A 23,742-nucleotide genomic window follows, 5' to 3' on the forward strand; every position below is an offset into this window, starting at 1 on the left:
TCGTCGCCTCGTCACTATATCAAAATCATATGATGACTTTCCGTCACCAACATCGTAGGACTATTTCAGGATGTTAAGTTTGTCATTATTAACATCTGGTTCCGATCATAGCGGATTTGCAGAGCAAGAAAATGAGCAACAACGCCGCGCGAAATGCACCACGCAAAGTTTCCCTGACCGAAAAGGTCATCGCAAGCCTGCGACACGAAATTGAAAGCGGCATGCGCACCCCCGGCAGCAAACTGCCGACCGAGCCCGTGCTGACCGAACAATTCGGCGTCAGCCGCACGGTCGTGCGCGAGGCCATCGCAGCCCTAAAGGCCGACGGTTTGCTTGAACCGCGCCAGGGAGCCGGTGTGTTTGTGCTCGCCCCCAGCCCACGCAAACTGGGTAGCGCAATCTTTGCTGTCGATTCCGCGCAGATTTCCGATGTTCTGGAAATTCTTGAACTGCGCATGGCGGTCGAGATCGAGGCCGCAGGTCTTGCCTGTGCGCGAAGTTCGGCGGCACAGCAGGCGAAAATCTACGAAGCCCTGCAGGAAATGACCGACCAGTTCGAACGCGGCAATCCGACCGAAAAGGCCGATTTCGAGTTCCACCGTGCCATTGCAGATGCGACAAACAATCGGCGCTATGTCGAGTTCCTTGAACATCTGGGCGATAAAACCATCCCGCGCGCGCAATTGCGCCGCCGCCCTCCAGAGGTCGAAGACCAGAAAAACTACATGCAGAAAATTCTGGCCGAACATCATCGCATCTTTGATGCAATTGCCGCGCGCGATGCCGAAACCGCCCGCACGGCAATGCGCGAACATCTCAGCCAAAGTCAGGCCCGGTATCAAAGCCTGCTGCGTCAACGCTAGATAAAATCAGCCCTGACTAATCAGGGCTGCGATATCACGCATGCCGTCAAAAACCACGTCAGCCCCGGCTTCGTAAAGCCGGGCTGCGGCAATTTTGCGATCTTCCACATAGTGCCCGCCACCGACATAACCAATACAGGTCATGCCTGCGGCCACCGCGGCCTTGACCCCGGCGACGGAATCCTCAATCACCACCGCCTGTTCCGGGCGAAAGCCCATTTTATCGGCGGCATATAAAAACAGATCAGGTGCTGGTTTGCCGTTCTTGACGAAATCCGCACTATAGATGTCGGTACCAAACCAGTGACCAAGGCCGGTAACCGCCATCGTACGTTCAAGGCGCTGCACTGAACTGCTTGATGAAATGCAAAACGCGATATTGCGGTGGCTTAATGCAGTCAAGACATCCTCAATGTCGTCTGTTTTCTGCAATTCGACGTCATAGCGGGCAAACAGCCGTTCATAAAAGAACGGTTTGAATTCTGCGGTGATATCCCGTCCGGTTTCGATACGGATATGTTCAATTGGTGCCGCACTTGATCGCCCGGTAAAACGGGCGGCCACTTCGGCAAGATCAAGCGGTGCACCATAATGATCAAGCACATCGACAAGCGTCGCGAGCGAAATAGGTTCACTGTCGACCAGAACGCCGTCACAATCGAAAAGAACGACATCCTTGCCGATCATGATCGGAGCCGACGCCGGGTTAGGGGCGTTATCTTGGACATTTCCGGGGGCCATGTTGAACCTGGCTTCATTGGGTTTGATCACAAAAGCCTATACAATCGCGAATGTCATCGTCAATCAAAATGAACATTTGACCAATCGATGCACTTTTGCTCAATTACGTACGGCACTAATTTATCGCGGTGACCAACACGCGCGAAGAATGCATAAAACCGGGATCGGGTTTGCCTATGAAATACAGGGTTCCCGCCAGCCGGCCCCGCGGGAGGAATACCATATGAGCCTTACAGACAAAGTCATTATCGGTGTGGATGTTGGCACCGGGAGTGCGCGCGCAGGCGTGTTTAGCCAAGATGGAAAACTGCTCGGCAGTGCCGCCCATGCGATTGCCATGAACAGACCAAAGCCCGATTTTGTCGAACAGGACTCGGAAAATATCTGGCAATCGGTTTGCCAATCGGTCCGTGATGCGCTGGCAAAATCAAACATCGCAGCCAATCAGGTCGCAGCCATCGGGTTTGACGCCACCTGTTCGCTCGTGATCCGCGATGCCAATAACCGTCCGCTTGGTGTCACCCCAGGCGGCGGCGATAACTGGGATGTTATTGTCTGGATGGACCACCGCGCGGTCCGCGAGGCCGAAGAATGCACAAAAACCGGCGCAAAGGTTCTTGAATATATCGGCGGCACCATGTCACCCGAAATGGAATTGCCCAAACTGATGTGGTTAAAACGCCACCACCGTCAGAACTGGGACAAAATGGGTGCAGCTTACGACCTTGCCGATTTCCTGTCTTTCCGCGCAACCGGCAGCAACAAGCGGTCCTGCTGCACGATAACCTGCAAATGGACCTATCTGGCCCATCAGGATGATTCGTGGGATCGCGCATTTCTTGATCAGATCGGCCTTGATGATTTCCCCCGCAAAGCCAGAATTGACCGCAAGGCATTGGGTGTTGGCGATCTGATCGCCAATTTGTCCGAACAGAGTGCGGCCGAACTTGGCCTGACCACCGATTGCGTCGTGGGCGCAGGCTTGATTGATGCCCATGCCGGGGCCCTTGGCACACTTGGCGAATATCTGGATGGCAATCTGGATGAGCGGTTCGCCATGATTGCCGGCACCTCGACCTGCCATATGGCGCTGTCATCCGAACCGCGCTTCATCAAGGGCGTATGGGGCCCCTATTTCGGGGCGATTGCGCCGGGTCTTTGGCTTAACGAGGGCGGCCAGTCGGCAACCGGTGCATTGCTTGATCACATTGTTGCCATGCATCCTTTTTCGCATGCTATGGGTCGCGATGCTCACAAGCTTGCCGGCGAAAAACTTTTGCACCGGATGATGGAAACACCCGATCTTGCGCCGCGCCTGCATGTTCTGCCCGATTTTCATGGCAACCGATCACCACTCGCCGATTCAGAAGCGCTTGGCGTGATTTCCGGCCTCAACCTTGATCAAAGCGAGGAAAGCTTCCTTGACCTTTACTGGGCAACCGCCTGCGCCATTGCCTATGGCACACGCCATATCATTGATGCGCTGAATGCAACGGGCTATGAGATCAAACATATCCATCTAAGCGGCGGACACACTGCAAGCCCGGTTCTGGTCAAACTTTATGCCGACGTCACCGGCTGCAATGTCGTGATGTCCGATTGTGCCGAACCGGTCCTGCTGGGCTCCGCCATGCTGGGTGCTGCGGCCCTTCATCCCGAAGGCGGTCTTGCACTTGCGTCGCGCCGGATGGCTGGCAAGGAAACCATCCACGCGCCGGACCAAAGCGCAAAGGACGCCCACGACAGGCGCTATGCCATTTTCCACAAGCTTCATGCCCACCGACAGGAACTTGATGCCATGGCAGCAGGCTGATCCATCAAAAGAGCCCCGCAATATTCACTGCGGGGCTTTTCATTTTGCTTACAAGCCTCATCAGGCCTGAACGGTTTTCTGACGCTGGCTTCCAAGCCCTTCGACGCCAAGCTCCATGACATCGCCCGGCTTCAGGAAACGCTGCGGCGTCATGCCCATACCGACACCGGGCGGGGTCCCCGTTGTGATGATGTCGCCCGGCTGCAAGGTCATGAATTTCGACAGATAGCTGATCAGATGGGCAACGCCATAAACCATGGTTGCGGTGCTGCCATTCTGGACGCGTTCGCCGTTCAGTTCCAGCCACAGGCGCAGGTTCTGCGGATCGGCAATCTCGTCACGTGTTACAAGCCACGGGCCAATCGGGCCAAAGGTATCATGGCTTTTGCCTTTCACCCACTGCCCGGCATGTTCAAGCTGAAATGCGCGTTCGGACACATCATTGACCACACAGTAACCTGCCACATGATCAAGCGCCTCTGCCTCGGTCACATATTTGGCTTCCTTGCCGATCACGATGCCCAGTTCGACTTCCCAGTCGGATTTTTGCGAACCGCGTGGAATTTCCACATCGTCATTCGGGCCGCAAACCGCCGACGTTGCCTTGAAAAAGATGATCGGCTCAGGCGGCACCTGCATGCCTGCTTCCGCCGCGTGATCGGAATAGTTCAGACCAATGCAGATAAACTTGCCCGGTTTAGCAACACAGGCACCGATCCGCGGGTTGCCTGAGACGACCGGAAGGCCTGCCGAATTAAGGGTGGCAATTTTGGCAAAGGTGGCATCGGAAATGGTGTCTGGATTGAAATCCTCGATCACCGCCGACAAATCTCGGATTACACCGCCCTGATCCAGTAATCCGGGTTTTTCCGCACCAACAGCGCCGAAACGCAGCAGTTTCATTTTGTTTCCTCCCATGATCGGTCTATTTGCATTCCTCATACAAATAATTTGACATGCGGTCCAGCAACGATCCGCAACCCCAAAACAAAAGGGCCGCATATTTGCGGCCCTTTCTGGTATCTTTTATAAGGTCAGGCAAGGTTGGCGCTGAAAAACTCGGCCGTTCTTGAATTGGCGGTTTCAGCATCCTTCTCGTCGTAATGCGCCCCTCCCTTACGCGCAAAGGCGTGATCACGACCTGGATAGAAATGCAGCTCTGTCAACGGATGATCATCAAGCGCGTCCTTGATAACCGCCTGCGCATCGGCTGGGATATACTCATCATTCCCGGCAAGGTGAATGATCACCGGCTGTTTGATCTTTCCGGCCTCGCCGACATAATTGTTCATCCCACCGCCGTAATAGACCGCAAATGCATCGCCATCGGTGCGCGTCGCCGACAGGAAGGTCAAAAGCCCGCCAAGGCAGAAACCGACAACCCCGGCTTTGCCATTTGCACCATCAAGCTTGCGCGCTGCCTGAAGGGTTGCGGCGATATCTTCGACGCCCTTATCGACATTAAATGCCTGATAATAGCCAAATGCCTGTTTCCATTCTTCTTCGGTCTTGTCGGTGATTTCGATCCCTGGCTCGATCCGCCAGAACAGATCGGGACAAACCGCAATATATCCCTGCTTGGCATAGTCATCGGCAATGCCCCGCATCACGGCGTTAACACCAAAAATTTCCTGAATAACCACCACCACCGGTGCCGGTAACTTGGCAGGCATGGCGACATAGGCATCGAAATTTCCGTCTGGCGTCGTTACGGTCAGCTTGCTGGTCATGATGGTCCTCCTTGTCGATATCCGATTTTTCCGGCGACGCCGGTTGTTTCCCTGTTGAGGTATTGGATCGTACCGGTTTCGCAAGGGGTTAAATGGAAGCAATCTGTTTATTCGTCATCAACGCGCAAGGTAAATGGCAGGGTAATCAGAACGTCCAGCCCACCGCCATCCCGGTTGCGAATGGAAATTTCCCCGCCATGTGCCTTGATCGCGCGCCGTGCAATTGACAAACCCAGTCCGAAACCGGCTCCGTTTATTCCCGGTTCCCCGCGAATGAATGGCTCAAACATATTTTCAAGCTGTTCAGCAGGAATGCCTGGCCCCTGATCGGATATGGTGATGCAGAAAACATTGCGACTGGCATCTGCTTCGGCAGAAATCCGGACAAGTTGACCTTCGCGTGAATGACGAAGGGCATTACGCACTATATTCTCAAAGGCCCGCCGCAGAAGTTCGGCGTTGCCGACCACCACCGGTACTTCACCGTGCCAGTTGCGTTTAATAGCAAGGTTTGTCTGGACCTTGATCCCGGTCGCCTCGGCCTCAAACCGGGCATCACCAACAACACGACCCAGCAGATGGTCAATATCAAGCCATGTCTGGTTCTGGCTGGCGCCGCTTTCCGCACGCGACAGGGTCAGAAGTTCACCAACCAGTTCATCCAGACGAATGGTTTCCTTTTCAATCCGGTCAAGTGATCCTTCGATCCGTTCCGGTTTCTGGCGCGCTAGCCCAACAGCCAATTGCATCCGCGCCAGCGGGGACCGCAGTTCATGCGATACGTCGTTCAATAGGCGGTCGCGTGCCTCGATCAATTGTTGCAATCGCACGGCCATCACATCGAAATCACGCGCCAGATCAGCAATCTCGTCACGTCTACGGCCGATCTTTTCGCCCAGTCGCCATGTCAGATCCCCGGTCGACAGTCGCTCGAACCCTTCCTGAAGCTGGCGGATCGGTCGGGTTAGATACCAGGCAAGCACGCCGCTAAACACAAGCCCTCCCAGCACGCCCGCAATTACCAACGGGGTCGGCACATTGAACCGCCCCCGCTCCGGGATAGACGCAACAATATCGGTCACATCAAACTTCAAATGCACAAGCAACCCGACCGGGCTAACCGCATCACGTGACAGAAACCCGTTTTCGCGGATCTCCTCGAACCGGACGGGGGGGAATGTTTCAGGTACGGAACCGCGCACGGAGCTGTCGGTGTGGTTTGCATCCGGCTCGATACTTAGTCGGACACGTTCATTGTCGGGCCAGTGTGCAATCGCCTTCTCAAGCGCACCAATACCTTCGGCCTCGATAATACTTGCAGCAGTATCGATATAACCGCGTGCCGTTTCCTGCAGATATCCGACATGATAGGGTTTGGGTGGGTCACCATATAACGTAAAAAGAAGCCACACGCCCTGCCAGATCCCCATGAAGGTCAAAGCAAACCCGATCAGGATTTTCCAGAATAACCGTCCTCTCATATGTCCTGCCTCAGACGATAGCCAAAGCCGCGCACAGTTTCGATCAGGCCAACATCGTTACTGACAGATTGAAGCTTCTGTCGAAGGTTGCTCATATGGACATCAATCGAACGATCATAAACCTCGCGCGGGCGGCCCAGCACCTTTATCGAAAGCTCGTTTTTTGACATTGCCCGTTCTCTGGCACGCATCAGAACTTCCAGAAGATTGAATTCCGATACCGTCAGTTCCATGTCTTGACCATCAAACTGCGCCACCCGGCGTGCGGTATTAAGCCGCAATTTGCCAAGAACGATTTCGTCGCCATTGTCCGGCCCGCCTGCATCTCGGCGGCTTTCGCCAACCGGTTCGGCCCGGCGCAGAACCGCGCGAATGCGCGCCACCAGTTCGCGTGGATAGTATGGTTTGGGTATGTAATCATCCGCCCCCAGTTCCAGCCCGACAACACGATCGACATCGTCGCCCTTGGCGGTCAGCATGATGACCGGCACCCGGCTTTTGGCGCGCAATTCGCGCAGCACCTCAATCCCGCCGATGCCAGGCATCATGATGTCAAGCAACACCACTGCAAACCCGCCCTCCAGCGCCATACGCAGGCCATCCTTGCCGTTATAGGCGTTGGCGATCTCGAACCCCTCACCTTCAAGATACTCGCCCAGCATCGTGCCGAGCTCGACATCATCATCAACAAGCAGAATTCTGGTCACGGTTTCCGGGTCTTTCAAATGCGGGTTAATTCCTGTTCATGATGACATTCTAGCGCTTAAAACGCCTGACGAAAGGCACGGATGGCGAACTTTACACATTCCTTACAGATCATTTTCATCCTCCTCACCCCGTTCTGACAAAGGGGTTGCTATGTCTGGGATGCCCGATGGCTCAATTGCCTTTCGCCGTCGGGTGCGTTTCATCCAAGGACATGAAAGCCCGATGAAGAAATCATCCAGAACCGCACGTAACCTTGTCATCGCCGTGATCATCATCTTGGCAGCAGGATGGATGGCACAGGCCTATCTGTTCCCATCCGAAGCCAAAACCGGTTATGTCACCACCAAACCCCGTATCGGCAACCTTGCCGATACGGTTCTGGCAAGTGGCACCATCACCGCCTCTAAACTGGTCAGTGTCGGCGCGCAGGTGTCCGGGCAGATCAAGGCACTGCATGTCGATCTCGGTGATGAAATCAAGGAAGGCGATCTGATTGCCGAAATCGATCCATCAACACAGCAGAATGATTTGCGCGATACCGAGGCCGCCCTTGCCAATATCAAGGCACAGCTTGCCGCCAAGCAGGCCGAACTGAAACAAGCGGAACTTGATTATGCACGGCAGAAAAAGATGCGTGCGCTTGATGCCTCGCCACAGGAAGATTTCGAAAGTGCCGAGGCAACCCTTAATGTGACCAAGGCTGAAATCGCAGCGCTCAACGCGCAAATCGATCAAGCAAAAATCGCCGTTGATACCGCCGAGATTGATCTGGGATATACCAAAATCCTAGCCCCCATGGATGGTACGGTTGTTGCCCTGCCAGTCAAGGAAGGGCAGACCGTGAACGCCGCCCAATCCACGCCGACCATCATAAAACTTGCACAGCTCGACACCATGACGGTCGAGGCCGAAATATCCGAGGCCGACGTCATCCGCGTTCGTGAAGGCCAAGCGGTCAGCTTCACCATTCTGGGCGATCCCGACACGCGCTATGAAAGCACCCTTCGCGCCATCGAACCCGCCCCGACCGGAATCGAGGATGACGACGACAATACCGATGACGAAGCCGTTTATTACAATGGTCTGTTTGACATCGCCAATCCGGATCACCGCCTGCGCGTCTGGATGACAGCCGAAGTCACCATCACACTAAACGAAGTTGAAAATGCGTTGATCATTCCGTCCGCCGCGCTGAGTGGTCCGGACAAGGACGGGTTATATACCGTTAAGGTTCTTAACGACAAAGGTGACCCGATTGAAAAGCCGGTCACGGTCGGCATGAACACCAATATCAACGCCCAGATCATCAGTGGCATTTCCGAAAATGACGACATTGTTATCGGCGCGACCAGCGGTGTGGTCGCCACCAGCCAATCCATACGTCGTGGCCCAGGGGGGATGTTCTGATCATGAACCAGATAGGGAGCAACACTCACAAAACCCCGCTGATCGAAATCCGAGATCTGTGGCGGCACTACCCAGCGGGCGAGGATCGCATTGCCGTGCTAAAGGGCGTCAACCTGACGATTGAACGCGGCGAAATGGTTGCGATCATTGGCGCTTCCGGGTCGGGTAAATCGACCCTGATGAATATTCTGGGCTGTCTTGACCGACCGACCGGCGGGGAATACCGGGTTAATGGCCGCCTGACAGGCAATCTGGAACCCGATGAACTGGCCGCCCTTCGGCGCGAATATTTCGGCTTTATCTTTCAACGCTATCATCTGCTGTCGGATTTAAGCGCGCTTGGCAATGTCGAAGTCCCGTCGATCTATGCCGGGTTTGATGCCGAAACACGGCGTGACCGGGCAATGGATATCTTGACCCGTGTCGGGCTTGGCGACCGCATTCATCACCGCCCCAGCCAGCTTTCCGGCGGGCAGCAGCAACGTGTCAGTATTGCGCGCGCCCTGATGAATGGCGGCGACGTCATTCTGGCCGATGAACCAACCGGTGCACTCGATAGCCAAAGCGGTGCACAGACGCTTGAACTGCTGCGCAACCTGCATCGCGATGGCCATACGGTCATTCTGGTCACCCATGATCATGATGTTGCCGCCCATGCCGAACGCATCATTGAAATCCGTGACGGCGAAATCATCCGTGATGAACGCCAGACGCAGGCCTTCATACAATCCGGTCCCCGTAAAAAGGTCGAAAACCATACCCATCGGTCATCACGCATTCGGGCCGAAATCGACCGGTTTACCGAAGCATTCAAAATGGCGCTGGTGGCGATGAATGCTCACCGGTTGCGGACCTTTCTGACGATGCTGGGCATCATTATCGGGATCGCATCGGTGGTGTCGGTCGTAGCCCTTGGCCAAGGATCGCAGGATCGCATCCTTGCCGATATCAGTTCAATCGCGACCAATACGATTGATGTCAATCGCGGCAAGGATTTTGGTGATCGCGATGCCAGTCAGATCAGGACATTGACTGCGGCCGATGCAGATGTGCTGTCGACCCAGTACTATGTCGACAGCGTCACCCCCCGTGTTTCAAGCACCGTCACCCTGCGGTATGGCAATATTGAAGTGGATGCCACTGTCGCCGGTGTCGGTACCGATTATTATCGGGTGCGCGGCTATGAAATGGCCGATGGCATCTGGTTTAACAGCCTTGCCGTCGACAAACGCAGCCAGGATGCGGTCATTGACGACAATACGCGCGAAAAGCTGTTTCCCAATGGCGAAGACCCGCTGGGGCAGGTGATTTTCCTTGGCACTGTCCCGGTACGCATCATTGGTGTCACCGCGCCAAAGGACAGCACATTTGGCAATAATGACAGCCTGAACATCTGGGTTCCCTACACCACCGCACTGACCCGAATTCTCGGCCAGAATTACCTAAGCAGCATCACCGTCCGTATTGATGACGCAGTCCAAACCGCATTGGCGCAACAGAACATCGAAACCCTTCTGACCCAACGGCACGGGGTGAAAGACTTTTTCACGATCAATACCGACACCATCCGTGAAACCATCGAAAAGACCACCAGCACCATGACGCTTCTGATTTCGTCGATTGCTGTGATTTCCCTGATTGTTGGTGGCATTGGCGTGATGAATATCATGCTGGTGTCGGTTACCGAACGCACCGGTGAAATCGGGGTACGGATGGCGGTCGGCGCACGTCAAAGCGACATTCTTCGACAATTCCTGATCGAGGCGGTTCTGGTCTGTATCCTTGGCGGGGCGCTTGGCGTTCTGACAGCCCTTGGCATCGGGGTTCTGTTCGATGCGATGGGAAGCTCGTTTTCAATGGTCTATTCGACAACCTCGATTGTCGCGGCTTTTGCCTGCGCCACATTGATCGGAATTTCATTCGGCTTTCTGCCTGCCCGCAATGCCGCCCGGCTTGATCCGGTCGACGCCCTGTCGCGCGATTGACGGAGAATACAAAAATGATCACACGGATTTTAAAAACCGGGACCATCCTGTCGATGATTGCACTCGCAGGATGCAGCAGCCTGACCGAAACCCGATATTCCCGTCCGGATATTGCGGCGGAAAACAGCTGGAACGGATCTGCCACCACATCGGACAACAGCCGCGCATCCGACATCGCCGCCACGCAAGACTGGTGGCAAAATTTCGGCGATGACCAGCTTGACGCACTTATCGCCCGAGCACTTGAACGCAATAACGATCTCGCTGCCGCCACCATCAAGGTTCGCAAGGCACAACTGACTGCGGGCCTCGCCGAAGATGACCTGTATCCAGATTTTTCCGGTGGTGCGGATGCGTCGGTTTCGCGCGATCTGGACGAGGATAACGGCAGCACGCGAAGCTTTGGCACCAATGCCGGAATCAGTTACGAACTCGATCTTTGGGGCAAGCTTGGCCATGATTACGACGCCGCCCGCTGGGAAGCACTGGCGACCCTTGAAGATCGTGAAAGCACGGCATTATCGCTGATCGGCACCACCGCCACCCTTTATTGGCAGGCTGTCTATTATCAGCAGCGACTAGATATTGCACAGGCCAGCATCGATTATGCTCAGCAAACCCTTGATCTGGTGGATGTTCAGTATGCGTCCGGTTCGACATCATCGCTGGAACTGTTCGAAGCCCGCCAGAACCTTGAAAGCCAGTTGGCCGATTATACCCAGATCGAACAAAGTCTGACTGAAACCAAAAACGCCCTATCGATCCTGTTTGACCGCCCACCGGGCGATATTGCAATCCCGCGCGCAACATTGCCATCAGATGCCCTGCCCGATGTGGCCGCTGGATTACCATCCGAATTGCTGTCGCGCCGGCCCGATGTTCGGGCGGCGGAATTGCGCCTGAAGGAAAGCGTTTCGGATTTGAATTCGGTCAAAACCAGCTTGCTGCCAACCCTGACCCTGACAGGCGATCTGGGCACCAGCAGCGATCAGTTGCGCAACCTTTTGCAAAATCCAATCGGCACGCTGGGCGCAAGCCTTGCCCTGCCGTTCCTGAACTGGAACGAGGGGCAGCTCAACATCAAGGTATCCGAGGCCGAATATGAACAAGCCGTCGCCGAATTCCGTCAGACAGCCTACGAAGCTATGAGCGACGTTGAAAACGCTCTTTCGGCCCGCACACAGTATGATCGTCGTGCCGCCCGGCTTGAAGCCGCGCTTGACGCCGCACGCAATGCCGAACGGATTTATGAAACCCGTTTCCGATCAGGGGCAGTCGCCATGCAGGATTGGCTGGACGCACAGGAAACCAGACGCACGGCCGAAGAATCCGTTCTGGCCAACCAGCTTGATCGCATTACCAATCTGATCACGCTCTATCAGGCACTGGGCGGCGACGCCACCCCGGCCAATGCCCAAACCAGCCCGGCACCGGATACCTCAGCCGCCTGATACCAACCACCAGACAGGGAAACGATGATGCGTTTTGAAAATCTTTCGCACCATATAGGTCATGTCCTGGTCCTTTTCGGGGCAGGATTATGCGCAACCGCAATCCTGCTTGGCGAAAGCCGGGCGGCACAGGATCGCAAGTATGACACTGGATTTGATCGTCAGGCGAGTATCAGTTTCGCCACGGATTGACCGCACGGCGGTCCACCACACCGGGCACAATCCCGCGTGCCGCGTTCGATACATGATCCATCACGTTACTGGCCGCGATATCGTATTGACGGGCGACCATGCGTTTTTGCCGTTCGGCAAATAACGGTGCACGATCCGCCAGATCAATAGGGCTTCCGGCGGTTTCGGTCCCGGCAAGGAACGCGTCACGATCAAGCCAATCAAGCATATTTTTCGTCAGATCAAGGCGCAGCACATCGCCATCGCGCAAATGACCGATACCACCGCCAGAAAATGCTTCCGGGACCATATGACCAATACAGGCCCCCTTGGTCACGCCCGAATAACGGCCATCGGTAATCAGCATACTGGATGCTTCAAGGATGCGATGATGGCGAAGGTTCTGGGACGGCGAAAACATTTCCGGCATGCCATAGGCTTCCGGCCCCTGCCCGCCAATGACAAAGGCAAAGGACAAATGCCCCTGTGCCAGCATGTCCTTGGGCGCATCCATATCAACCCGGTTGCCCCCATTGCGGCGGACCACGGCAGCAATCAGGTCTTCGTCCACACCATCGGTTTCAATCAAACGCGTCACCAGATCGGGCGACGCAAAATCGGCGTTGCAGACATGCTCGTTTTCGTAATAGCGCACGATGAAAACGTGATTGTCGAAATGTTCGATCAGATGGTCGCTCATACCCGATGTCTTGACCGCACAATTTTCAAAGAAACTGCCGGTCAGAACATCAACACCGGACCGCTTGCGCACCGGTGTTGCCCGAATAACCGACTTATCGCCCAGCGACAGATCAACGGGTTTTTCAAGATCGGCAATCCGTTCGCCCCATGTTTTGCCAAGCACGGTTGGCGCATCCAAATCCATCGCCACACCTAGATCGGCAAGCACCCGATAAATGCTTTCCATGCCGCGGTTTTTGCCTTCGGCCATTTGCTGCGCCAGAACAAAGGTATCGCGGTTTTCGGTCAGACTATGGGCGAAGATTTCCGGCACCGGCGTTTTAAGACGCACATCCTGATAATCATCAATCGTCACATCAAACCCGGCATAGCGCATCATGAAGGGCAAATGCAGCAGCATGTTGCTGCTTGAACCCGTGGCATTATGAATGCGGACGAAATTGGCAAAGTTGCGTTTCAACAGATTGCTGATCGCATATTCGGCTTTGTTAAAGACACCAAACAGCGCATCAATCCCGGCCGCCACTGCCGCATAGGGCGGCACATCGGTCAGCAACTCCAGTTCCGGCGGCGTCAGGCCAAAGGCTGCCAGCATCGTCCGCGATGAATTGCCCGTACCGTTAAAGGCGCAAATTCCCCCCTTGGAATCACAGGTCGCCCCGGCAAGCTCATCAAGAACCCGGCGTTCCATCTTGCCATCGATAATGCCCAGCAACCGCGCCCGGTCCAGCAACCCGGCAAAGGCTTCATCCGATGTGCATTGCAGGATATAGCGCATGTTTTCACGAATATCGCCGCCGAGGTCATCATGCCCGGCACGATCCGCGTCATCAGCAATTTTATCAAGCAACCGACGGGTGCCGTCGGGAATTTCCCCGCCCTTCAGCACGTGGGACGGGGCAAATACCGCCCAAACCGGGGCCTGATCGCCGCGATATTTCCGCGCCTGATCGGCCGCCGCCAAACCGGCCACAACGGCGGCGGGTGATTTGTCGCACCCGGCAATCACATAGGCCGCATGATAACTGTGACCTTCAAAGGTAATGTTCACGGCGGCCGCCGTATGGTTGCGTGACGCAAGCGAATAACTTTGGCCGATATTGTTTTGCGCCGTGCCATCGCAGATTACCGGTACATGAAACAGGAACGGCACCCCGCCCATTTCCCAGATACGAATAGCCGCCATCAAGGCCTGTGGCCGATCCAGCAAATGCGCAGGATGATCCGGTGCGCCGCCGATAATCGCAATGCGTGGCCGGTTTTCCACCAGCCGCCCGACAACATCGCGGATTTCGGGCACCGCAAATTTCCGATCGCTGGCAACAACCGGGTTTTCATTCACCGCATCACGCAAAAGACGGACAACCGTAATCGGCTGATTGGCCAACCCCTGAATACAGTCGCGATAGGGATTGGCTTTTTCATCAATGGTGATGGCATTGGGGATGGATCGGGATTGGGGCATGATCGTCTCTGACTGCGGGATATCGGGGCTGCGGAATACTGGCGATTATGGCGTAACGTTACTTCGTTCTGAGCAGACTATCAGACAAGTCCGCCGTCGACGATAAAGCTTTGTGACGAACATGCCGATGACACGTCAGATGCGAGGAAAAGCACCATCTGCGCAACATCATCCCCGACAAGTCGACGCTTGATGCATTGTTCGGACTGAATGCGCTCTTCATCTTCCGGGCTGATCCAAAGGTCAAGCTGTCGCTGGGTAATGATACAGCCCGGAATGACCGTATTGACCCGGATACCATCCGCACCCCAATCACGCGCCAGTGCGCGCGTCATGCCAACCACACCGGCTTTGGCCGTTTCATAACCGACCAGATCGGGCAGCCCCATCAAATAACTTACCGAACTGAAATTAATGATGCTGCCCCGGCCCTTCTCAGCCATGCCCTTTGCCACGGCACGCGAACAGAAAAACTGGTGTGACAGATTGACATCAAGCTTGTCACGCCATTCATCCGGCCCGGTTTCTTCGGGGCTGTGGCGATCATCACGCGCGGCATTATTGACCAGAACATCAATCACGCCGATTTTCGATGCCATTTCGGTAACGGCCTTGGGAATCCGGGCCTGATCGCGCAGATCAAGTGACATGTAATGCGGACGCACATCCAGATCGCGTTCGATTTCGGCACACAGTTTTGCCGCAGCATCATCATCGATATCAAAAAAACCGACCCGCGCCCCCTGCACACAAAAAGCCCGGACGATAGACGCCCCGATGCCCGATGCGCCACCGGTTACAAGAACCGATTTGCCGTCTATGTCGTGATAACTCGCTGTCATGACGTTCCCTGACTTGTTTTCATCTTTTATTTTTCACTATCAAATTAAATGCTGCGCTGCATCAACTCAAATCCACATGGAATCAACTAAACATGCGGTTTAATGATGGATTTGAGCCTGAAAAGCGAGATTTTTAATTTGTTCATTAAAAAAAATTTGACAGGACGGATCGAAGGCGTCAACATTTTTTCGACAACAAAAATAAATGTCACTGCAAGACACATATCATTCAGGGAAGAAACAGATGAAAAAACTCCTCTCCTCGGTCGCACTGGCCGGTGCCGTGCTGTTTTCCGCCAATGCCTTTGCTGACGATCTGATCGTTGGCGTCAGCTGGTCGAACTTCCAGGAAGAACGCTGGAAAACCGACGAAGCCGCCATTGTGAAGGCACTGGAAGCAGCCGGCGCAGAATATATCAGCGCAGATGCCCAAAGCTCTCCGTCCAAACAGCTTTCCGATATCGAAAGCCTGATTTCGCGTGGCGCAGATGCCCTTATCGTTCTGGCACAGGATTCCTCATCCATTGGTGCTGCAGTCACACAGGCGATCAATGAAGGCATTCCGGTGGTTGGCTACGACCGCCTGATCGAAGACCCGAACGCCTATTACATTACGTTCAACAACAAGGAAGTCGGCCGTCTTCAGGCCGAAGCCGTGTTTGCCGAACAGCCGAAAGGCAATTACGTCTTCATCAAAGGCGCACCGACCGACCCGAACGCCAATATCCTGCATGAAGGCCAGCTTGAAATCCTTCAGGCCGCTATCGATAGCGGCGACATCAAAGTCGTCGGCGAAGCTTATACCGATAGCTGGCAGCCCGCCATCGCCCAGCGCAACATGGAACAGTTCCTGACCGCTGCCGATAACAAGGTTGATGCCGTTGTCGCCTCGAACGATGGCACTGCTGGCGGCGTGGTTGCCGCCCTCTCGGCACAGGGCATGCAGGGCATCCCGGTTTCCGGTCAGGATGGTGATCACGCCGCACTTAACCGTGTTGCTCTTGGCACCCAGACGGTTTCGGTCTGGAAAGATGCCCGCCTTCTGGGACAGCGCGCAGCCGAAATCGCGGTTGAGCTGGCAAAAGGTGCAAAACTTGGCGATGTCGAAGGCACTCAGGACTGGAACAGCCCGAACGGCGTCACCATGAAATCCTACTTCCTTGATCCGGTGGCGATAACCCAGAACAAGCTTGATCTTGTGATTGATGCAGGCTGGGTATCGAAAGACGTCGTCTGCAAAGGGGTTGAAAGCGGCAAGGTCGCTGCCTGTAACTAGGCAGGTTTCCTCCCTCCGACCTTGTTAAACCCCGGGGCCGGCCGCACCCTTTCGACCGACCCCGCTGCCTGACGAGCATTTTACATGACAAGACTACTTGCCAAGATGGAAGTCGACCGCCGCCTTGTGGGGCTCGCCGTTGTGCTTCTGGTTATCTGGATCGGCTTTGATATTGCCTCTGGCGGCCGCTTCATCACCCCGCGAAACATCTTTAACCTGTCGGTCCAGACCGCCTCTGTTGCCGTGATGGCCTGCGGGATGGTCCTGATTATCGTCACCCGCCATATCGATCTTTCGGTCGGTGCGATGCTGGGTGTCCTGGCGATGATCATGGGCGTGGTGCAAACCGACTTCCTGCCGCAATTTCTTGAATACAATCATCCGATGACCTGGATCATTACCCTGCTTGTCGGTTTGGTCGTCGGGGCTGCAATTGGTGGCGTTCAGGGGCTTGCCGTTGGCTATCTTGGCGTTCCGGCCTTTATCGTAACCCTGGGCGGGCTCCTGGTCTGGCGCGGGGCGGCATGGTGGGTCACACAGGGGCGTACCGTTGCTCCTCTCGATCATAATTTCATGCTGCTTGGCGGCGGGATCGAAGGCACGATTGGCGCCACATGGAGCTGGATCGTGGCCGCGATTGCGATTGTCGCGATCATCTATGCCGCGATCATGGAACGCCGCCGCAGGCTTTCCTTCCAGTTCCCGGTCAAACCGATCTGGGCGGAATATACCAATACACTGATCAAGGCCGGGCTGGTTCTGGTGGCGATCATCACGCTAAATGCCTATCACCTGCCCGAACGCGCCGCCGAACGTATTCTTGAGGATCGCGGCATTCCGGTAACGGCGGAAAACCTTGTGATTTCGCACGGCATTCCGATCCCGCTTCTGATTGTGGCACTGGTCGCCATCGTGCTGACCATCGTTGCCAAACGCACCCGGTTCGGGCGCTATGTCTTTGCCATGGGCGGCAACCCGCAGGCAGCCGAACTGGCCGGGATCAATGTCAAACGCATGACGGTTGCGGTCTTTGCCCTGATGGGTGTCCTGTGCGCGATCAGTGCGGCGATTTCATCGGCACGCCTGCAATCGGCGGGCAACGATCTTGGCACGCTTGACGAATTGCGCGTGATTGCTGCGGTTGTGATTGGCGGCACGTCGCTGGCGGGCGGTGTTGGCACCATTTACGGTGCGCTGATTGGCGCCCTAGTGATGCAAAGCCTGCAAAGCGGTATGGCGCTTCTAGGCGTTGATACATCGCTGCAAAGCATCGTCATCGGCCTTGTGCTTGTCCTTGCCGTGTTCAGCGACAAATATTTCCACCGTCGCTATAGCGACCCGACCAGCTAGGAGCATAGGGATATGAACGATATCAAAACCGGTCAAAACCCGCTGGTCGAAATGCGCGACATTCATATCAGCTTTGGCGGGGTCAAGGCGGTCGACGGGGTTTCCATCGATCTTTATCCCGGCGAAGTGGTTGGCGTGCTTGGCCATAATGGTGCAGGCAAATCAACCCTGATCAAGGTGCTTTCGGGCGCATATAAGGCCGATACAGGCCAGATCATCGTCGATGGTCGTGAAGCCAAAATTGAAAATGCGCGCGATGCCCGTGACAACAATATCGAAACCATCTATCAGAACCTGGCCCTTGCCGATAATCTTGACGCCGCTCAGAACCTGTTTCTGGGTCGCGAAATCGTCGACAAGCTCGGCTTTCTGGATGACGCAGCGATGGAACACAAGGCGCGCGAAGTCCTGCATCGCCTGAACCCGAATTTCCATAAATTCACATCACCGGTTTCGGCCCTTTCGGGCGGGCAACGCCAATCGGTCGCAATTGCGCGCGCGCTTTTGTTCGAAGCCCGCGTCCTGATCATGGATGAACCCTGCGCGGCACTTGGCGTGCATGAAACCCGCATGGTCGGCGAACTGATTGCCCAGCTTAAACGTGACGGGCTCGGTATTTTGTTGATCAGTCACGATCTTCATGATGTGTTTGATTTGTCTGATCGTTTGCATGTTATGAAGAACGGCAAGCTGGTCGGCACCGTCCCGACCAAGGATGTCACCCATGACGATGTTCTGGGCATGATCATTCTGGGTAAAATGCCCGAACATCTTATGCATCTGGCCGGGCCGGGTGCCACCAACGCCCCGAACAAAGAGGCTCCCGAATGACTATCGACTTTCCGAATACCGCCCGCGATATTCTGCCCGACGATCATGGCAATGCCATCTTGGTTGGTCGCGTCTGGGATCCACGTGTTTCCGGCCCGACCCCGGTCGTTGTCGATCAGGGAAACCTTCGCGATATCAGCAAACTGGCCCCGACGATCAGCCAGCTTCTCGAACGCGAGGACTTGGTGTCCCAGCTTCGTAACCCGTCGGGTTTCCCGCTGGTCGGCACCCTGGATGACATTGTTGCCGCATCCAGGCCCGGTGCAGGATCGCAAACCTTGCATCTGCTCAGCCCCAATGACCTTCAGGCGATCAAGGCCAGCGGTGTCACCTTTGTCGCAAGCCTTCTGGAACGCGTGATCGAAGAACAGGCGCGCGGCGACGCCAGCAAGGCCGACCTGATCCGCACCGAAATCACCGGCATCATCGGCGATGACCTGTCACAGATCGAACCGGGATCGAAAAAGGCCGCGGACATCAAGGAAGTCCTGATCGGCAAAGGTGCATGGTCGCAATATCTTGAAGTCGGCATTGGTCCGGATGCGGAAATCTTCACCAAATCCCCGCCGATGTCAGCCGTGGGTCATGGCGCACATGTTGGCCTGCATCCGATTTCAAACTGGAACAACCCGGAACCCGAAGTTGTTCTCGCCGTCAGCTCAAAGGGCAAAATCGTCGGTGCGACCCTTGGCAACGATGTCAACCTGCGCGACGTCGAAGGCCGCTCAGCATTGCTTCTGGGCAAGGCAAAGGACAATAACGGCTCCTGCGCCATCGGACCGTTCATCCGCATTTTTGATGGTAATTTCACGCTTGAAACCGTCAAGCAGGCCGATCTTAAAATGGCGGTCGACGGACAGGATGGCTATCACCTTGATGCTGGCTCCTCCATGAGCCAGATCAGCCGGTCACCCGAAAGCCTCGCCGCACAGGCATGCGGCAAACATCATCAATATCCGGATGGCTTCATGCTGTTTCTGGGCACGATGTTTGCGCCCACCGATGATCGTGGCGGCAAGGGCAAGGGCTTTACCCATGAAATGGGCGACCTTGTCACCATTTCGACCCCTTGCCTTGGCACACTTTGCAATCAGGTCGACCGGTCAGACGCAATTGCGCCCTGGACCTTTGGCATCACGGCATTGATGACCAATCTGGCCGCGCGCGGATTGCTTTAACCCGGTGCATCACCAGCTTGCCAAAGCGGTAAAAAACATGCCCTTATCCGGAACCGGGTTTTCTCCCGGTTCCGGTCCCGCCTTGCAGAATAACAGGCCCCGCCCATGAGCCGCCGAACCGATCACGATACTCCGCGCCAACCGTCCCAGATTGCCATTCTGCGCTTTCTGCGTATCCATGGCCCGGCCGCACGGATCGATATTGGTAATGCCACCGGTTTAAGCCCGGCAACCGTCACCTCGCTGACCGCTGATCTGATTGCGCAGGGGCTGGTCAAGGAAACCCAGGGCACACCAAACGGCACAAATGGCAATGGCGGCCAAAGTGCTACACGTGGCCGCCCCAAGGTTCTGCTTGATCTTGTTCCCTCTGCGGCCAGTGTGATTGGTGTCAAACTGACCATCAATCTTGTTGAAATCGCGTTGGGCAATTTCAAGGGCGAGATTGAACGCAGCATCCAGCACAGCATCAATACCCGCGATCTTGATGAAACATCGCTGGTGACGACACTTTGCGATCTGATTGATCATTTCATTACCGATAACCGCGATATCGCGCCAAACCCGCCCATCGGGATCGGCATCGCCATACAGGGTGTCGCCGACAGCAACAGCGGCGAAATTATCTGGTCACCAGCCCTTCGCAATCGTCACATCGCGATTACCAAACCGTTACGCGAACGCTTTGGCGGGATTGTCCAGATGTCAAACGATGCCAACTGTATTGCGACCGCAATTACCCAGAATAACGATCTTGGCGGCAATGGCGATTTTGCCGTGATCATGCTGGGCTATGGTGTCGGTATGGGGCTTGTCCTGAACGGGGCGGTCTATAACGGGCATTTTGGTGCAGCCGCCGAATTTGGGCATATGAAATACCAACCCGACGGGCCGCTTTGCAATTGCGGGCGACGCGGCTGTATTGAAGCCTATATCGGGGATTACGCCATTTTGCGTGATGCCAGCGGCCTTATTGACCTGCCCGATCCCAACAGTCTGCATCCCAGTGAAAAACAGATGATGGATCTGGTCAGACGGGCACGTGACGGCCACGACGACCTTGCCGATCTATTCCGCCACGCCGGAAAGGTACTGGGATATGGCATTGCCAATCTGATCGCCCTTCTGGGACCTGAACGCATCCTGATTACCGGTTCCGGCGCACGCGCCTATGATTTGATGGAACCCGAAATCGAACGCGGCCTTCGCGAGGCACAGGTGCCGGAACTGCGCAACGGACCAAAGATCATCCACCTGCCCTGGGATAAGGATCTGGCGTTGCAGGGCGCAATCGGCCAAAGCCTTTTGCGCCATGACGAAAGCATGTTCGCCAATCCACCGGCAAACTGACCGGATCACTTGGCTAGACCCGAAATGCAAAAAGCCGCCCGAAACAGGGCGGCTTTACGCAGTATTCAGCAAAGCATAACGGGATCAGCGACCCGTTTTTTTGCGCCATGCCTCATAATTGGCTTTGGTTTCGTCCTTGGTCGCCGGATAAAGGCCGATGATCGGCTTACCTGCCAGGACTTCTTCAAAAACGAAGTCCTCGAAGCTTTCCATGCCTGCGCATTCCTCAGCCAGCTCGTCGGCAAGATGGGCCGGAATGACAACAACGCCATCCTTATCCCCAACCAGAACATCCCCCGGGAAAACCGGCGCATCGCCACACCCGATCGGGACGTTAAGGTCATAAGCCTCGTGCAGGGTCAGGTTGGTCGGCGCCGACGGGCGGTTGTGATAGGCATGGATATCAAGTTTACCAATGCCTTCGGCATCACGGAAACCACCATCGGTGACGATACCGACAACGCCGCGCTTCATCAGGCGGGTCACGAGGATCGATCCGGCAGACGCCGCACGCGCGTCCTTGCGGCTATCCATCACCAGAACATGACCGGCCGGGCATTGTTCGACCGCAATACGTTGCGGATGGTTTGGATCGCGGAAAACCTCGATCGGGTTGCGGTCTTCGCGGGCCGGGATATAACGCAGGGTATAGGCCTGCCCGACCATATTCTCGCCTTTTGGCGCAACCGGGCCGACATCCTGAATAAACTGATTGCGCAGGCCACGTTTGAAAAGGGCCGTGCAAAGCGAGGCCGTGCTGACTTTCTTAAGCTTCTCGCGCGTTGCGTCGCCAAGGACATAATCGCTCATTATATGAACTCCGTAGGTGCGCCGGGGCGCGATCACCCCGGCAAATCAATAAAATGCGATCAGGCCAGATCAGCCGGCAGGACATCGGTGGGGATGTTCTGATAGCAAACCGGACGCAGGAAGCGACGGATCGACATGGTGCCAACCGATGTCGCCCCGAAATTCGTCGATGCCGGGTATGGTCCGCCATGCACCATGGTGTCGGAAACCTCGACCCCGGTCGGGAAACCATTGGCCAGAATACGCCCCGCCTTGCGTTCCAAAATCGGCAGCAACGAACGCGCATCCGCCGCATCCCCGCCATCCATATGGATCGTGCAGGTCAGCTGACCTTCAAGCGCCCTGGCAATCGCCTGCATTTCGGCAATGTTCTTCACCCGGACAACAAGCCCAAGCGGGCCAAACACTTCCTCGCCCAGCACATGATTGGCCAGCCAGTTTTCACCAGTGGTTTCAAACAGATACGGCGTCGCATTGCGAAGATCACATGACGTGGTCAGGACTTCCTTCACACCCGATGTCGCGGCAATGCGTTTCGCACCGCTGCGATAGGCATCGGCTATGCCATCGGTCAGCATGGTCTGGGCTGCCACGTCGCCTAGGCCCGCCCTGGCGGTTTCGACAAACGCATCGGCATCCGGCCCGTCAAGGACAACCGCAATCCCCGGATTGGTGCAGAACTGCCCTGCCCCCATGGTCAGCGATCCGACCCAGCCCTTGGCGAGTTCTTCGGTGCGCGCGCTCATGGCCTTGGGCAGCAGGAACATCGGGTTGACCGAGCCCAACTCGCCAAAGAACGGGATCGGCTCCGGACGCTGCGCGCACAGATCGAACAACGCACGACCACCGCCCAGCGACCCAGTAAAGCCGACCGCCTTGATCAGCGGATGCTGCACAAGGCTCTGGCCGACATCGCGCTTGCCACCCTGAATAAGGCTGAACACACCGGGATGAATGCCACATGCCTTGACCGCAACATCAATCGCCTGTGCGACAATCTCACCGGTTCCCGGATGGGCCGAATGGCCCTTGACCACGACCGGGCAGCCAGCCGCAAGGGCGGCGGCGGTATCACCACCAGCGACCGAGAATGCCAGTGGGAAGTTGGACGCACCGAACACCGCCACCGGGCCAATCGGGCGCTGCATCAAACGCAGGTCCGGGCGCGGCAGGGGTGCGCGATCCGGAAGCGCTTCGTCATGACGGCGGTCAAGATAATCACCGGCAAGGATATGGCTGGCAAACAGGCGAAGCTGGCCGACGGTACGACCAAGCTCGCCATTCAGACGTGCCTCCGGAAGGCCGGTTTCCTGGGTGCCGATTTCGGTGATTTCCGCACCGCGGGCATCGATCTCGTCGGCAATTTTATTGAGGAACTTCGCGCGTTCTTCACGTGTGGAATAGCCATAGGACCAGAATGCTTCCTCGGCGGCCTTGGCGGCCTGATCGACCATGGCCGGGGTGCCGACCGGGAAAGTATTGGCCGGACCATGGGCCGGTTCGGACTGGAAGGTCTGCTCGCCTGCGACCCATTCGCCGGCAATCAGGTGTTTTCCTGTCAGTTTATAGGACATTGGTGCCTCCTTTG

20 protein-coding genes are annotated in these 23,742 nt (G+C 55.9%); 11 read left to right on the forward strand and 9 right to left on the reverse strand.

The genetic code is table 11. The features are described 5' to 3' along the window. Positions 1 to 131: 131 nt before the first annotated feature. Positions 132 to 863, forward strand: coding sequence for a FadR/GntR family transcriptional regulator (locus tag R1T41_RS01210; RefSeq protein WP_062950776.1), 732 nt, complete (start codon positions 132 to 134; stop codon positions 861 to 863). 6 nt (positions 864 to 869) lie between these two features. Here the strand turns inward: R1T41_RS01210 and R1T41_RS01215 are convergent, their stop codons facing one another. Further along, entirely contained in the window at positions 870 to 1,550 is a 681-nt protein-coding gene (locus tag R1T41_RS01215) for an HAD family phosphatase (protein ID WP_317339376.1), read from the reverse strand. Between the two features lie 277 nt (positions 1,551 to 1,827). Between R1T41_RS01215 and R1T41_RS01220 the strand changes: the two genes are divergently transcribed. Then, positions 1,828 to 3,417 (forward strand): FGGY-family carbohydrate kinase, encoded by a 1,590-nt coding sequence (locus tag R1T41_RS01220; protein ID WP_317339377.1) that lies wholly within the window; start codon positions 1,828 to 1,830, stop codon positions 3,415 to 3,417. Between the two features lie 60 nt (positions 3,418 to 3,477). On the opposite strand, the gene R1T41_RS01225 is transcribed toward R1T41_RS01220, so the two are convergent. The 4 genes from R1T41_RS01225 to R1T41_RS01240 form a co-directional block, all read right to left on the reverse strand. Next, positions 3,478 to 4,320, reverse strand: a complete 843-nt coding sequence (locus R1T41_RS01225; protein ID WP_317339379.1) for a fumarylacetoacetate hydrolase family protein — start codon at positions 4,318 to 4,320, stop codon at positions 3,478 to 3,480. A 131-nt stretch (positions 4,321 to 4,451) separates the two neighbouring features. Beyond that, the gene (locus R1T41_RS01230) at positions 4,452 to 5,147 is read right to left on the reverse strand and encodes a dienelactone hydrolase family protein (RefSeq protein ID WP_062958519.1); all 696 of its coding nucleotides are present in this window, start codon (positions 5,145 to 5,147) and stop codon (positions 4,452 to 4,454) included. A gap of 107 nt (positions 5,148 to 5,254) precedes the next feature. Then, complete coding sequence (locus tag R1T41_RS01235; protein ID WP_317339381.1) at positions 5,255 to 6,628, reverse strand: ATP-binding protein; 1,374 nt, start codon at positions 6,626 to 6,628, stop codon at positions 5,255 to 5,257. After that, the gene (locus tag R1T41_RS01240; protein WP_317339382.1) at positions 6,625 to 7,335 is read right to left on the reverse strand and encodes a response regulator transcription factor; all 711 of its coding nucleotides are present in this window, start codon (positions 7,333 to 7,335) and stop codon (positions 6,625 to 6,627) included. Before R1T41_RS01240 ends, R1T41_RS01235 begins: the two co-directional genes overlap by 4 nt. 223 nt (positions 7,336 to 7,558) lie before the next feature. Between R1T41_RS01240 and R1T41_RS01245 the strand changes: the two genes are divergently transcribed. The 4 genes from R1T41_RS01245 to R1T41_RS01260 are packed head-to-tail and all read left to right on the forward strand — an operon-like array spanning position 7,559 to position 12,371. Further along, the gene (locus R1T41_RS01245) at positions 7,559 to 8,743 is read left to right on the forward strand and encodes an efflux RND transporter periplasmic adaptor subunit (protein WP_317339383.1); all 1,185 of its coding nucleotides are present in this window, start codon (positions 7,559 to 7,561) and stop codon (positions 8,741 to 8,743) included. A gap of 2 nt (positions 8,744 to 8,745) precedes the next feature. Further along, positions 8,746 to 10,728 carry a MacB family efflux pump subunit gene (locus R1T41_RS01250; protein WP_317339385.1) on the forward strand — a complete coding sequence of 661 codons (1,983 nt, stop codon included), beginning with the start codon at positions 8,746 to 8,748 and terminating at the stop codon, positions 10,726 to 10,728. A gap of 14 nt (positions 10,729 to 10,742) precedes the next feature. Then, positions 10,743 to 12,179, forward strand: a complete 1,437-nt coding sequence (locus tag R1T41_RS01255) for an efflux transporter outer membrane subunit (protein ID WP_062950762.1) — start codon at positions 10,743 to 10,745, stop codon at positions 12,177 to 12,179. A 24-nt stretch (positions 12,180 to 12,203) separates the two neighbouring features. Next, the gene (locus R1T41_RS01260; RefSeq protein ID WP_156486464.1) at positions 12,204 to 12,371 is read left to right on the forward strand and encodes a hypothetical protein; all 168 of its coding nucleotides are present in this window, start codon (positions 12,204 to 12,206) and stop codon (positions 12,369 to 12,371) included. On the opposite strand, the gene R1T41_RS01265 is transcribed toward R1T41_RS01260, so the two are convergent. Both R1T41_RS01265 and R1T41_RS01270 read right to left on the reverse strand, forming a co-directional pair. Further along, complete coding sequence (locus tag R1T41_RS01265) at positions 12,352 to 14,517, reverse strand: dihydroxy-acid dehydratase (protein WP_317339388.1); 2,166 nt, start codon at positions 14,515 to 14,517, stop codon at positions 12,352 to 12,354. The two genes, R1T41_RS01260 and R1T41_RS01265, sit on opposite strands and share 20 nt — an antisense overlap. 80 nt (positions 14,518 to 14,597) lie before the next feature. Then, positions 14,598 to 15,359 carry an SDR family oxidoreductase gene (locus R1T41_RS01270; protein WP_317339390.1) on the reverse strand — a complete coding sequence of 254 codons (762 nt, stop codon included), beginning with the start codon at positions 15,357 to 15,359 and terminating at the stop codon, positions 14,598 to 14,600. A gap of 244 nt (positions 15,360 to 15,603) precedes the next feature. On the opposite strand from R1T41_RS01270, the gene xylF reads away from it, so the two are divergent. The 5 genes from xylF (at position 15,604) to R1T41_RS01295 (ending at position 21,344) form a co-directional block, all read left to right on the forward strand. Next, complete coding sequence (gene xylF, locus R1T41_RS01275) at positions 15,604 to 16,635, forward strand: D-xylose ABC transporter substrate-binding protein (protein WP_097053727.1); 1,032 nt, start codon at positions 15,604 to 15,606, stop codon at positions 16,633 to 16,635. Positions 16,636 to 16,719: 84 nt separating this feature from the next. Next, positions 16,720 to 17,985 carry a sugar ABC transporter permease gene (locus R1T41_RS01280; protein ID WP_247795212.1) on the forward strand — a complete coding sequence of 422 codons (1,266 nt, stop codon included), beginning with the start codon at positions 16,720 to 16,722 and terminating at the stop codon, positions 17,983 to 17,985. A 12-nt stretch (positions 17,986 to 17,997) separates the two neighbouring features. Further along, positions 17,998 to 18,816, forward strand: a complete 819-nt coding sequence (locus R1T41_RS01285) for an ATP-binding cassette domain-containing protein (protein ID WP_317339393.1) — start codon at positions 17,998 to 18,000, stop codon at positions 18,814 to 18,816. Then, positions 18,813 to 19,994: a fumarylacetoacetate hydrolase family protein gene (locus R1T41_RS01290; protein WP_297013879.1), complete on the forward strand. Its 1,182-nt coding sequence runs from the start codon at positions 18,813 to 18,815 to the stop codon at positions 19,992 to 19,994. The genes R1T41_RS01285 and R1T41_RS01290 overlap by 4 nt, the downstream gene beginning before the upstream one ends. Positions 19,995 to 20,099: 105 nt before the next feature. Continuing rightward, positions 20,100 to 21,344, forward strand: a complete 1,245-nt coding sequence (locus tag R1T41_RS01295; RefSeq protein ID WP_317339396.1) for an ROK family transcriptional regulator — start codon at positions 20,100 to 20,102, stop codon at positions 21,342 to 21,344. A gap of 84 nt (positions 21,345 to 21,428) precedes the next feature. Here R1T41_RS01295 and R1T41_RS01300 read toward each other — a convergent pair whose 3' ends face one another. Both R1T41_RS01300 and R1T41_RS01305 read right to left on the reverse strand, forming a co-directional pair. Beyond that, positions 21,429 to 22,154, reverse strand: a complete 726-nt coding sequence (locus R1T41_RS01300) for a ribonuclease activity regulator RraA (RefSeq protein ID WP_317339398.1) — start codon at positions 22,152 to 22,154, stop codon at positions 21,429 to 21,431. Positions 22,155 to 22,213: 59 nt separating this feature from the next. Continuing rightward, positions 22,214 to 23,728, reverse strand: coding sequence for an aldehyde dehydrogenase (NADP(+)) (locus R1T41_RS01305; protein ID WP_317339400.1), 1,515 nt, complete (start codon positions 23,726 to 23,728; stop codon positions 22,214 to 22,216). Positions 23,729 to 23,742: the final 14 nt, after the last annotated feature.

Origin of the sequence: Thalassospira lucentensis, assembly GCF_032921865.1 — a bacterium.
GTDB lineage: Bacteria > Pseudomonadota > Alphaproteobacteria > Rhodospirillales > Thalassospiraceae > Thalassospira > Thalassospira lucentensis_A.

What these genes read in the sequence shown, in the direction of transcription:
- R1T41_RS01265 (WP_317339388.1), bottom strand. Translation starts at nt 14,517, where the DNA reads ATGCCCCAATCCCGATCCATCCCCAATGCCATCACCATTGATGAAAAA.
- R1T41_RS01225 (WP_317339379.1), bottom strand. Translation starts at nt 4,320, where the DNA reads ATGAAACTGCTGCGTTTCGGCGCTGTTGGTGCGGAAAAACCCGGATTA.
- R1T41_RS01230 (WP_062958519.1), bottom strand. Translation starts at nt 5,147, where the DNA reads ATGACCAGCAAGCTGACCGTAACGACGCCAGACGGAAATTTCGATGCC.
- R1T41_RS01235 (WP_317339381.1), bottom strand. Translation starts at nt 6,628, where the DNA reads ATGAGAGGACGGTTATTCTGGAAAATCCTGATCGGGTTTGCTTTGACC.
- R1T41_RS01260 (WP_156486464.1), top strand. Translation starts at nt 12,204, where the DNA reads ATGATGCGTTTTGAAAATCTTTCGCACCATATAGGTCATGTCCTGGTC.
- R1T41_RS01245 (WP_317339383.1), top strand. Translation starts at nt 7,559, where the DNA reads ATGAAGAAATCATCCAGAACCGCACGTAACCTTGTCATCGCCGTGATC.
- R1T41_RS01210 (WP_062950776.1), top strand. Translation starts at nt 132, where the DNA reads ATGAGCAACAACGCCGCGCGAAATGCACCACGCAAAGTTTCCCTGACC.
- R1T41_RS01290 (WP_297013879.1), top strand. Translation starts at nt 18,813, where the DNA reads ATGACTATCGACTTTCCGAATACCGCCCGCGATATTCTGCCCGACGAT.
- R1T41_RS01220 (WP_317339377.1), top strand. Translation starts at nt 1,828, where the DNA reads ATGAGCCTTACAGACAAAGTCATTATCGGTGTGGATGTTGGCACCGGG.
- R1T41_RS01280 (WP_247795212.1), top strand. Translation starts at nt 16,720, where the DNA reads ATGACAAGACTACTTGCCAAGATGGAAGTCGACCGCCGCCTTGTGGGG.
- R1T41_RS01215 (WP_317339376.1), bottom strand. Translation starts at nt 1,550, where the DNA reads ATGATCGGCAAGGATGTCGTTCTTTTCGATTGTGACGGCGTTCTGGTC.
- R1T41_RS01255 (WP_062950762.1), top strand. Translation starts at nt 10,743, where the DNA reads ATGATCACACGGATTTTAAAAACCGGGACCATCCTGTCGATGATTGCA.
- R1T41_RS01305 (WP_317339400.1), bottom strand. Translation starts at nt 23,728, where the DNA reads ATGTCCTATAAACTGACAGGAAAACACCTGATTGCCGGCGAATGGGTC.
- R1T41_RS01285 (WP_317339393.1), top strand. Translation starts at nt 17,998, where the DNA reads ATGAACGATATCAAAACCGGTCAAAACCCGCTGGTCGAAATGCGCGAC.
- xylF (WP_097053727.1), top strand. Translation starts at nt 15,604, where the DNA reads ATGAAAAAACTCCTCTCCTCGGTCGCACTGGCCGGTGCCGTGCTGTTT.
- R1T41_RS01270 (WP_317339390.1), bottom strand. Translation starts at nt 15,359, where the DNA reads ATGACAGCGAGTTATCACGACATAGACGGCAAATCGGTTCTTGTAACC.
- R1T41_RS01250 (WP_317339385.1), top strand. Translation starts at nt 8,746, where the DNA reads ATGAACCAGATAGGGAGCAACACTCACAAAACCCCGCTGATCGAAATC.
- R1T41_RS01300 (WP_317339398.1), bottom strand. Translation starts at nt 22,154, where the DNA reads ATGAGCGATTATGTCCTTGGCGACGCAACGCGCGAGAAGCTTAAGAAA.
- R1T41_RS01295 (WP_317339396.1), top strand. Translation starts at nt 20,100, where the DNA reads ATGAGCCGCCGAACCGATCACGATACTCCGCGCCAACCGTCCCAGATT.